We start from the raw sequence: 11,237 nt of genomic DNA, 5'->3' as shown, positions 1-11,237 counted from the left end.
CTGATCGTCAAGGCGCCCCACGTACTCCAGAACGCCAGGAACGCGCCACCGCACCCGATCCCCCGTCCGGTACACACGCTCCCCACCACCCAACGGATCGGGCACGAACCGTTCCGCCGTCAGACCGGCCCGCCCCGCGTATCCCCGCGCCAGCGCGATCCCACCCACACACAACTCACCCGCCACACCGACCGGCACCACAGCACCCCACTCGTCCACCACCACCAACCGCACCCCATCGATCGGCCCACCGATCGGCACCGGATCCTCACCCCCGCACACCCACGACGACACGTCGATGGCGGCTTCGGTCGGCCCATAGAGGTTGTGCAGTTCGCCCGGAAGGGCGGCGGCCGCGTCGACGAGAGAAGCCGTCATGGCCTCCCCGCTGCAGATGACATGGCGCAGGGTGCGGCACTCCGGCGCACTCTCCTCCTCCAGGAAGAGACGGAGCATGGAGGGCACGAAGTGGGTGACGGTCACACCGTGCTTCCGGATGACGGACACGAGGGCGGACGGATCACGGTGCGCCCCTGGCGCGGCCAGGACCATCCGTGATCCCACCGCCAACGGCCAGAGCAGTTCCCAGACAGAGACGTCGAACGAGATCGGTGTCTTCTGCAGGATCCGGTCGCTGCCGTCGATCGGATAGGCGGACTGCATCCAGGCCAGCCTGTTCGCGATGCCCGCCTGGGTGTTCACCGCCCCCTTGGGGCGCCCAGTGGACCCCGAGGTGAACAACACATAGGCCGCGCCCTGGGCGTGGAAAGGCCGACTCGGCTGGGGGAACGGCTGCCTCAACGACTCCGGCAGCGGGGCAAGTACACCGCTGAGGTCCACCACGGGGACCTCGCTGCGCACGCCGACGGCGCCACTGTCGTGGGCCAGCACCAGACTCGCACCGGAGTCGGACAGCATGGCGTCGATTCGCGTGGGCGGCTGCTCGGGGTCCAGCGGCAGAAATGTGGCGCCGTACCCGAGGACGCCGACCACTGCGGTGATCAGTTCGAGACTACGTTCCAGGGCGAGTCCCACCACGTCACCCTGGGTGATGCCGTACTCGGCCAGGCATCGTGCGACGGCTGCCGCGCCCCGGCCCAGCTCTGCATAAGTGAGCTGTTCGTCCCCGAACTCCACGGCGACGGCATCCGGCCGACGTTCGACCTGCTCCCGTATCAGCTCGCTGACGGGTACGAAATCGGCGGCATCGCTCGTCCGGTCGCCGTGGCGCAGCAGCTCGGCCAGTTCCTCGGACGACATCATCTCCAGGTCGCCGACGCGGCTGTCCGGGGTCCGTACGAACCCCGACAGCAGCGCGTTCCAATGCCGTGCGATCCGCTCCACCGTGGCCTCGTCGAAGAGGTCCGCGTCGTACTCGAAGAAACACTCGAGAGACCCGCCCCGGTCCTCGACCGAGACCGTGAGGTCGTACTGGATCCCGACCGCCGGCACACGCTGATCACGATCCTCGATGCCGGCCAGGCCCAGGCCCTCGTCCTTCCTGAGGTCGTTGAGCACGAGCATGACGTCGAAGAGGGGGTGCCGGGCCGGATCACGTTCCGGACCCGCCAACCGCACGATCTCCTCGAACGGCAACGCCTGATGCCCGAACGCGTCCAGACACACCTCACGAACCCGCTCCAACACCTCCCCCACGCTCCACCCGGACTCCACCCGGGCCCGCAACGGCAACACATTGATAAAACACCCGATCAAATCCTCAGAACCCGCCACACCCCTATTCGCGACCGGCGTCCCCACCACCACATCGGACGACTCCGAATACCGATGCAACAACGACACCAAAGCCCCGTGCAGCACCATGAACAACGTCAACCCGCGCTCACGGCACAACACCCGAAGCCCCGACACCACCTCCGAACCCACCGTCAGAGGCACCACCCCGCCCCGAACACCCCGCACACCACCCCGCGGCCGATCCAACGGCAACTCCACCGCAGCCGGCACCACATCAAAACAGTCCCGCCAAAACCGAGAATCCTCCTCCCGCACAACACCCCGACCCGGCACACCCCCCTCCCGCTGCCACACCGCATAATCCAGATAACCGAACGAAAGCTCCGACAACACCGGCTCACGCCCGGCCACGAAAGCCGAATAGAACTCCCGCAACTCCCGCGCCAGAACCCCCGCGGACCACCCGTCAAAAACCACATGATGAACCGTCAACAACAACACATGCTCATCCACACCCACCCGCACCAACCGGCAACGCCACGGCACCTCACCCACCCCGAACCCCACCGACACCTCATCGGCGAGGCACACGTCGATCTCCGCCTCGGTGGGTGTCCTGCCGTACCGCCCGGCCAGATCGTCCAGCACCAGGTCCGGCACATGCTCGGCCAGCCGCTGCCGCGGCTCACCGGAGGAATCGAGAATGAGCACCGTCCGCAGTGCCTCATGCCGCTCGACGACCGCGCGCCAGGCACGTCGCAGCGCCACAACGTCGAGCGCCCCCGTCAATCGCTTGGCCAGGTGCAGATTCAGGGCGGCGGCACCATCGGTGGTCTCGTCGGCGAACCAGATCCGGCGCTGCGACCAGGACAGTTCGGCGTCGATGCCGGGGCGCGGCGGGACCGTGACCGTCGCAGCGGTGGCCGTCCGCGTGCGTATCCGCTCCATCAGCTCACGGCGTGCCGTGGAAAGACCGTCAGATCCGCCCCGGTGACCCTCTTCGCCGCCCGCCACGCGCTTCTCCTGCCCCATCTCTTCCGGCCCCTTGTTCACCACGAAGACCACCCGTTCACCGTTGCGTTCGGAATCTCACCGTGCGTTCGGAACCCACGTCATATGGATGAGTGTGGGCGCGCCGGCCGGCGCGTCATCCTGCTCGGTCCAGCGGACCATGCCGGGTTCGACAGTGCGTACGAGTGGACGGCGGAAATCCTCGACAAAGCCGATCCGACGATAGAAGTCCACGGCCCTCGGATTGTCCGAACGCACTCTGACCCGTGCCTCTGCGAGCCCCAGTTGTCCAAGGGCCCAGCTCATCAAAGTACGCAGTCCGGCAGATATTCCGCCCTTGGCCTGCGGCGCCCCGCGGACGATGCCATCGACTTCGAAACGCCCGCTTTCCCAGTCGATCTGCGCCAGCCCCATATAGCCGACAGTGCGACCGTCCGCGTCGTCCAGCATGAAAATGATCTTGCTGTCATCGGGGCCTATCACCTCGCGAAGCCAGTCAGCCGTACGCTCCGCGGTGGCCTCGAATTCCGTCAGGAAGACCTGAACGAAACGATTCCGCCACTCCGTGAGTCGCACGACGTCCGGCTCGTGCAGCCGGTCGGCAGCGGTGGTCACCGGCCTGAGGCTCAGTCCCGCCATGTCGACCTGCAGCGACAGTGAAGGATGCCCCACCCCGCCTGTGTGCTTGAGCGCCCTGACGAGCGTCGGGCCGCTGCCGGGCGGGGCACTCATCGCTTGCCGAAGAAGGACGTGACGGATTCGACGACCGTCTCCAGGGTCGCCCGGTCCATCCCGGAGTGCAACGGAATGGAGAGCACCTCACGGCCGACTCGGTCGGTCACCGACAGATCGCCGCTACGGCAGTCCTTGAACAGCGAGTACCAGTGGCCCGGCTGCCAGTGGATTCCACTGTCGACCCCCCGTTCGCGCATATGGGCCCGGAGGGCGTCCCTGCTCTCCTCAGGAACCCGGATGTAATACAGGAACGGCACCACGCCCTTGAAGTCCGTCTTGGGCAGGGTCACTTCCGGAATACCGTTCAGGTGCTCCTGGTAGTAGTGACAGGCGTCCAGCCGGGTCCGTGAGATCTCGGAGAATCTCGACAACTGGGCGAGGCCGATCGCGGCGTGCAGATTGGCCATGTGATACCGGAAGCCGAGCCGGGTCACGTCGTAGGTCCAGGCCCGCTGGTTGGTGTACAACGTCGCCGATGGCTGCGTCATGCCCACGAGACGCATCTCGTGGATCTGCTCCAGTTCGGCCTTGCTGTTCACCACAAGCGCTCCGCCGTCGATGGTGGTGATGGTTTTGACGGCGTCGAAACTGAACATGCAGATGTCCGAGAAAGAGCCCACCATCCGTCCCCGGTGTCGCGATCCCAGGGAGTGGGCGGCGTCATGCACCACACGGATCCCGTGCCGTGCGGCGATCTCGGCGACCCGGTCGTGATCACAGAGCAGGCAGTCGTAGTCCATGACGATCATGGCTTTGACCCGGGGCGTGATCAGCTTCTCGGCCGCATCGAGATCGATGCACAGCGTGTCGGGGTCGATGTCGCAGAAGACGGGGCGCGCGCCACAGGCAAGGATCGCCTGGAAGTCCGAGACGTTGTTGAACGCGGGCGTGATGACCTCGTCACCGGGCCCTACGCCGGCGAGCAGAAGACCGAGATGCAGAGCGGCGTGGCCTGTGCTGACGGCGGCGACGTACTTCGATTCACCGACCTCGAGCAGGTTGCCCAGTGCCTGCTCGAAGGAGGCGACGTAACTGCCCATCCCGAGCCAGCCGTTGTCCAGCGCCTCCACGCCGGCCTGCTTCTCCGGGATGTCGAGGAAAGGCTTGAAAACCGGAATCATACGACCTGTACCGCCTCACGAGTCCTGGTGCTTGAGTTCCTCTGCGCGCATCTCCCGAACCGCTTGGCGGCGTGGCGACAGATCACGAGCGGCCAGCCGCAGGGCGTGCGCGTTCGCGGCTGCGGAGGGGGACGCGTCGCCGGCCAGGTCATCGACGAACCGGCGCAGGACATCCGCGACCCGCTGGATGTGCGACTCGGTGAGCCCCGGATAGACACCGAGGAAGAAGGAGGAGGTCATCAGTCGGTCGGCGCCTTCGAGGGGACCGATGCTCCGGGTGGCCGGCATCCCGTCGGCCCGCAGCCGACCGTGGTAGGCGGGCTGTCGCATGATGTTGCCCGCGAACATCATGCGGGTCTGTACGCGCTCCGCCTCCAGATATGCCACAAGGGTGTTCCGGTCGAACGGGGCGTCCTCGCGCAGCAACACCTTGAACCCGAACCAGCTGGGGTCGGACTTCGGCTCCGCCCTCGGCAACTCGAAGAGGTCCTCGTACTCCTGGAAGACCTCGTGCATGAGACTCCAGTTGCGCCGGCGCAGACGGTTGAACTCCTCCAGCTTCTCGAACTGGGCGCAGCCGATCGCGGCCTGCCAGTCGGTGGGTTTCAGGTTGTAGCCGAGGTGGCTGTAGGCGAACTTGTGGTCGTATCCCGGTGGAAGATCGCCGAGTGGGTACGAGAATCGCTTTCCGCACACATTGTCCTGACCCGACTTGCACCAGCAGTCGCGTCCCCAGTCCCGCACGCTCTCGACGATGCGCTGGAAGAGGGGCTCGGAGACGACGTTGACAGCGCCGCCTTCGCCCGTCGTGATGTGGTGGGCCGGATAGAAGGAGAGTGTCGACAAGTCGCCGAAGCTGCCGACGGGTTTCCCGTCGTAGAGGGATCCCAGGGCGTCGCATGTGTCCTCGATGAGCCAGAGGCCGTTCCGATCGCAGAACTCACGCACGCGTTCGAGGTCGAACGGGTTTCCCAGGGCGTGCGCGAGGATGACGGCCTTGGAACGACTGCTCAGCGACGCTTCCAGCTGACTCACGTCGATATTGCCGGACACCGGATCGGTGTCCACGAGCACGGCGACGCAGTCGTTCTGCAGGATGGGGTTGACCGTGGTGGGAAAACTGCAGGCCGTGGTGATGACTTCGTCACCGGGCTGCAGCGCGCGTTCCCCGAGCAGCGGTGAGGTCAGAGCGGACACCGCGACAAGGTTCGCGGCCGACCCCGAGTTGACCAGCAGGGTCCGCCGAACACCGAGATACGAGGCGAGATTCCGCTGCAACCGGTCGGCGAACCGCCCCATCGTCAGCCAGAAGTCAAGGGAGGCGTCTACCGCGAACTCCAGCTCCTGGTGGTCGAACACCCGCCCTGAGTAGGCGACCGCGGTGCTCTTGTCGGGTTGCCTCGGCACATGGTAGGCGTCATGGAACCAACGGGCCGACGCCTTGGTGCGTTCACGCAGGACGCGGGCCAACGCGTCTGCCTGTATCCGTCCCAGCACGGTGAGTTCGGAGGTCTTGAGCGTCACACTGTCCTGGGTGTGAACTCCCAGCGGGGCGGAGAACCCCTCAATGGACTCGGCGAATTCGTCATTCGCTATGACCACGATGCCGTCGCCCGAGCCGTCCCACTGACCGACGGCCGTGATCAACTGATCCGTGCCGTTGACCGCGCCCAACACGACGCCGATCTGCCCGCCTTTCGTGGCGCCGACGTCTCCCCACGTCACCACGCTTCCGGGTTGTGCCTCCAGGATCACGAGTTCTGCCCTCTCGGTGGGATGGCTGTCTGTCGTCATGAGCTACCGGGAGCCGGCCCGTATCCACCGAACCAATCGTCGAATCGCGGCCGCAGAGCCGACACCGATGGCGCTTCGCGGTCACGTTCGGAGAGGATGGGCCCGGGCAGCGGCCAGCGAATGCCCAGGAGCGGATCGTTCCAGGCGAGGGTCACGTCCTTGACCGGGTTGTACGGCACGTCCACGCCGTACAGCACGTCCACTTCGGCCGAGAGTGCCTGGAAGCCGTGCGCGCACCCGGGCGGGACACGAAGGTGACGTGGGTCCTCGTCATTCAGCTCGAATGTGCGGACCTGCAGAAATGTCCTCGAACGCGGCCGCAGGTCCACCACCACGTCGAAAAGTGAGCCGCGCACCACTCGCACGAATTTGGCCTCGTCGAGATCCGCGCGTACATGTAGGCCCCGGATCACACCGCGGCGCGAACGCGACTGGTTCTCCTGGACCAGGGGATGGTCGAGGCCCAGCGCGGCGTAGTCAACCGCGCAGTATGTTCGGCTGAACCACCCCCGGTCGTCCCGCCGTGGACGTGGAGTGATGAGGAGAAGCCCGTCGATGTCGGTCGCGGTGACGCCGATCCCGCCGGCGGTCCTGCACTGCTCGGCCGTCACCTCGCGTCCTCGGTATGGCGCACCCGGAAGTCCGGTGTGACCTCGCCCGCGGCGACGGACGCCTGCAGTGTGTTCAGGCGGCGGTAATCCGGACCGAGGAGCCGATCGGATGGGATGCCATGGGCCGTGAACATCTCCGCCAGGTGCTGAACGCCTTTGCGTACGGTCCATCGGGGCCGGAAGGCGGGCACCTCCCGAGCGAGTCGGCCGAAATCGACACGGTAGCTTCGCCGATCGGCTGACGCTCCGCTCTCGAACTCCAGTCTGGAGCCTGGGATCTCCTCTTGGACGATCTGCGCGACATCGCGCACCAGATAGTTCTCCTCGTCGATGCCGACGTTGTAGGCACGATGGGTGATGAGCTCGGTCGGCGCGTCCAGCAGCACGGTGAAGGCGTGCGCGATGTCCTCGACGTGGATGAGGGGGCGCCAGGCGGTTCCGTCGGACTTGAGGAGTATGCGTCCTGTCGCGAAGGCCGTGGCCGTCAGGTCGTTGACCACGAGATCGGTACGCAGGCGAGGGGAGAAACCATAGGCGGTGGCATTGCGCAGATATGTGGGGGCGAACGTGGGAGAGGCGAGCTCGCCCAGTGCTTCCTCCGACTGGATCTTGGACTGGGCGTATTCGGTCAGCGGCGCCACCTCGTCGTCCTCGGTGCGAGGAGCGTCCGAGCCGCTGCCGTAGATGCTGCAGGACGACGAGAAGAGGAAGCGCTCCACGCCGGCGGCCTTCGCGGCAGTCGCCAACCGCAGGGTGGCCCGAAAATTGATCTCCTCGGTGAGACGTGGTCGGAGCGCCCCTGATGGATCATTGGAGAGGGCGGCCAGGTGAATCACCGCGTCGGTGTCCGCGCAGTGCGCGATATCGCTGTCCCGGACGTCCGCACGGATGCCTTCCGGGTCCGCTTTCTCCGGGCCGCACCAAGCGTCGGCGAAGAGACCGATGTCCAGGCCCCGTACGTCATGACCGGCGGACCTCAACATATCCGCCAGCACCGTACCGATGTACCCCTGGTGTCCGGTTAGTAATACGCGCATTTTCCTGGGCCTCCGGGCCTCTTGTTCAACGCACGGGATCAGCGAATTGAATCAGCGAACCACGAGATGGTCCGCTTCAGACCTTCTGCTGTCGGCACCTCGGGAGCCCAGCCGAGCACGCCTTTGGCCAGCGATATATCTGGCTTGCGGCGCTCCGGGTCGTCCTGCGGGCGCGGTATGAACTCTATTTCCGATGCTGATCCGCACTCCGTCCTGATGAGCATCGCGAGATCGAGCATGGTCATTTCCTCGGGGTTCCCCAGATTGACGGGTCCGTTGTGTTCCGAGCGCAGCAGCCGCACAATTCCTTCGACCAAATCGGACACATAGCAGACCGACCTGGTCTGCTGTCCGTCTCCAGATATTGTGATGGGTTCGGACCGGAGCGCCTGAGTGATGAACGTGGGAATCGCCCGACCGTCGTTCTGCCTCATGCGTGGCCCGTACGTGTTAAAGATGCGGAAAATAGATGCATCGAGGCCGTAAAATTTGCGATACGTCGTGACGGCGGATTCCGAGAACCGCTTCCCTTCGTCATACACAGAACGCACGCCGATCGGGTTCACATGTCCCCAGTAGCTTTCCTGCTGCGGATGGACCTGGGGATCTCCGTACACCTCGCTCGTGGAAGCGAACAGATACTTCGCCCCTCGCTCCCGAGCTAACTCAAGAGTGTTCAGGGTGCCGATGGATCCGACTTTCAGTGTCTCGACGGGAAGCCGCAGATAGTCGACCGGGCTGGCCGGCGACGCGAGGTTCAGCACCACGTCGACAGGGCCGTCGATGCGCAGCGGCTCTGTCGCATCATGGCTGACCACCTCGATGGGGCCGACGTCGAGCAGGTGGGAGAGGTTGGCGCGCGTACCCGTGCTGAAGTTGTCGAGACAGAGGACTTCGTAGCTTTCCGCAAGGAGCCGTTCGCACAGGTGCGAGCCTACGAATCCGGCCCCGCCCACGACAACCGCCCGCTTCTTCATATGAAATTCCCTCGAAGTCAGCTGGATGGATGAGCTGAAACTAGCCGGGGACTATCGTGCAATGAAGGCGATTTCAGCCCCGACGGCCCATGCGGGCATCTTCATTAAGAGGGACCGCACGCTCGCGGGGCGTGATCACAGCCCTGGGTCGGACAGAGAACGCACAAACGCCGTGGGGCTGACTGCCCTATCACCGGCAAGTGAACCTGAAAGCGCGGCAGGTAGATATCTCAGCATTTCTTGTGCCCCCGTTGCGTTGGTTCGCAGCACCCGCCCCGTTACACCACTCCGTCAACTGGCGGATTAAGCGATCATCACATGGGGGCTCCAGGGCGTCAAGCATGATTATGTAATCCGCATCAGGCGCCAGCATCGCCACAATTTCTTCACCTCAGTCATGCATTGACGTGAGACTGGATGATTTCTTCCCCATTGATAGATATATCGCCCGATAGGAGGGGGTTAGCCGGTCGCATGTGGATGGCGACGGGTCACGCGGGGTCCACGACGGTGGGTCGGCGTGCCGGACGCCGGACATGCGGTGGGTGACCAGGACGACGGCCCGGTTCCGGGCGGCGTGCCGGCGGATGCCGCACCGTACTGGGCGACGTCGATCAGCCTGCGGAAGTCCGGGTCGTCGATGGCTTCCCGTTCGACCGAGGCAGCGGCGGCCAGGTACTGCGTGGTGCCGATCCGCCCGAGCCGAGCAGCGCGTGCATGACCGCATTCACCGCGAGCAGTCCGACGGCTGCCGCGATGCCCTGTCCGATCTCGCTGAAGGCGACGGCGAGCAGGGCGCGCGGGTCCGCGTGCCACGCCATCCGCAAGGTCGTCCCGACCAGCTTCGGCATGGAGCGCAACGCGGACAGCATGGTCAGGTCGAGTTGCGCGTGTTCGTGTTCCGACCAGCCCGTGTCGTAGCGCAGAGGCCCTCAACCGGGCGCCGGGATCGCGCGGAGCGCCGGACGGCCGGCGGGAGATGTTCGAACGCGGCGACAGGGTGCACGGGGGCGCGCACGGGGGCCTTGCGTCGGGGCTGCCGGGCGGGTCACCCCGCCTCGGTCGGGCGGCGGATCCTGGCGGCCGGCGTGCGCCGGCGGCCGCGGCATGCGGTGGCAAGTCGTGGCATCGCTATCCGGGGCCGAGGGCCCTGGTCCCGGATCCGGGAGAGGCCCCGGGCCCGGCCGCTGAACCCCCGGGTCGCCCCCCGCGTAGGTCAGCGTCGCGGTCCGGGCCCGTCCGTTCAGGCTCCGGCCGGGGGAGTCGTACGTTCCTCGAACGTCTCCAGGATGCGTTCCGCTGCTCTTGTCGCGGTCAACCTGCCCTCCCTGACCTGGCGTTCGAGGTCCGGGGCGGCCTCGCGTACCGCCGGGTCGGCGTGCAGCCGGCCGAGGAGTTCGTCGCGGACCATCGCCCAGGTCCAGCCGACCTGCTGATCGCGCCGCTTGGCGGTCAGCCGCCCGGCGGAGTCCAGCAGGGCGCGATGCTGTTCCAGACGCTCCCAGACCAGTTCGAGACCGGTCGATTCCCGGGCGCTGCAACTGAGCACCGGCGGAGTCCAGAACGCGTCCTTGCCGTGCATCAGCCGGAGCGCGCCCGCCAGTTCGCGGGCGGCGGCCTTCGCGTCCCGCTCGTGCGGGCCGTCCGCCTTGTTGACGGTGATCACGTCGGCCAGCTCCAGGACGCCCTTCTTGATGCCCTGCAACTGGTCGCCCGTGCGGGCCAGGGTCAGCAGAAGGAAGGAGTCGACCATGTCGGCCACCGCAGTCTCCGACTGGCCGACGCCGACGGTCTCCACGAGGATCACGTCGTAGCCCGCCGCCTCCATCACGACCATCGACTCCCGGGTCGCCTTCGCGACCCCGCCGAGCGTGCCCGCGCTGGGGGAGGGACGGACGAAGGCCGCCGGGTCCACCGCGAGCCGCTCCATCCGGGTCTTGTCGCCCAGGATGGAGCCGCCGGTGCGGGTCGAGGAGGGGTCGACCGCGAGGACGGCGACCCGGTGGCCCAGCGAGGTCAGCAGCGTGCCGAACGCGTCGATGAAGGTCGACTTGCCGACACCCGGCACCCCGCTGATGCCGATCCGTCGCGCCCGGCCGCTGTGCGGCAGGAGCTGCGTCAGCAACTCCTGTGCCAGTGCCCGGTGCCCGGGGCGGGTGGACTCCACCAGCGTGATGGCCCGGGCCACCAGGGCCCGCCTCCCGTCCAGCACACCCTTCACATAGGTATCGAGATCGATCGCGGCCATCGCGG

At 66.2% G+C, this 11,237-nt stretch carries 9 protein-coding genes; all 9 read right to left on the bottom strand.

Features of this window, described 5'->3' with window-relative positions; genetic code table 11:
• Positions 1-2,763 (bottom strand): non-ribosomal peptide synthetase (locus IE277_RS10800; RefSeq protein ID WP_189950908.1); only part of this gene is annotated, 2,763 nt, incomplete at its 3' end.
• A 24-nt stretch (positions 2,764-2,787) separates the two neighbouring features.
• Positions 2,788-3,324: a GNAT family N-acetyltransferase gene (locus IE277_RS10795; RefSeq protein WP_189950906.1), complete on the bottom strand. Its 537-nt coding sequence runs from the start codon at positions 3,322-3,324 to the stop codon at positions 2,788-2,790.
• A gap of 113 nt (positions 3,325-3,437) precedes the next feature.
• Positions 3,438-4,565 carry a DegT/DnrJ/EryC1/StrS family aminotransferase gene (locus IE277_RS10790; protein WP_189950903.1) on the bottom strand — a complete coding sequence of 376 codons (1,128 nt, stop codon included), beginning with the start codon at positions 4,563-4,565 and terminating at the stop codon, positions 3,438-3,440.
• Positions 4,566-4,580: 15 nt separating this feature from the next.
• Positions 4,581-6,359: a lipopolysaccharide biosynthesis protein RfbH gene (gene rfbH / locus IE277_RS10785; RefSeq protein WP_189950901.1), complete on the bottom strand. Its 1,779-nt coding sequence runs from the start codon at positions 6,357-6,359 to the stop codon at positions 4,581-4,583.
• Positions 6,356-6,970, bottom strand: a complete 615-nt coding sequence (rfbC, locus tag IE277_RS10780) for a dTDP-4-dehydrorhamnose 3,5-epimerase (protein WP_189950899.1) — start codon at positions 6,968-6,970, stop codon at positions 6,356-6,358. Before rfbC ends, rfbH begins: the two co-directional genes overlap by 4 nt.
• On the bottom strand, positions 6,967-8,007 hold the full coding sequence (locus tag IE277_RS10775) for an NAD-dependent epimerase/dehydratase family protein (protein WP_189950897.1): 1,041 nt from the start codon (positions 8,005-8,007) through the stop codon (positions 6,967-6,969). Before IE277_RS10775 ends, rfbC begins: the two co-directional genes overlap by 4 nt.
• Positions 8,008-8,045: 38 nt before the next feature.
• On the bottom strand, positions 8,046-8,984 hold the full coding sequence (locus IE277_RS10770; RefSeq protein ID WP_189950895.1) for a UDP-glucuronic acid decarboxylase family protein: 939 nt from the start codon (positions 8,982-8,984) through the stop codon (positions 8,046-8,048).
• A 614-nt stretch (positions 8,985-9,598) separates the two neighbouring features.
• A complete protein-coding gene (locus IE277_RS10765; RefSeq protein ID WP_308433368.1) occupies positions 9,599-9,835 on the bottom strand; it encodes a hypothetical protein in 237 nt (78 codons plus the stop codon).
• 392 nt (positions 9,836-10,227) lie between these two features.
• Positions 10,228-11,232 (bottom strand): methylmalonyl Co-A mutase-associated GTPase MeaB, encoded by a 1,005-nt coding sequence (meaB, locus tag IE277_RS10760; RefSeq protein WP_189950893.1) that lies wholly within the window; start codon positions 11,230-11,232, stop codon positions 10,228-10,230.
• Positions 11,233-11,237: the final 5 nt, after the last annotated feature.

Source organism: Streptomyces alanosinicus (assembly GCF_014650595.1).
Taxonomy (GTDB): Bacteria; Actinomycetota; Actinomycetes; order Streptomycetales; family Streptomycetaceae; genus Streptomyces; species Streptomyces alanosinicus.
The sequence above is the reverse complement of the archived record's forward strand: the minus strand, read 5'-3'. Positions and strand labels throughout refer to the sequence as shown.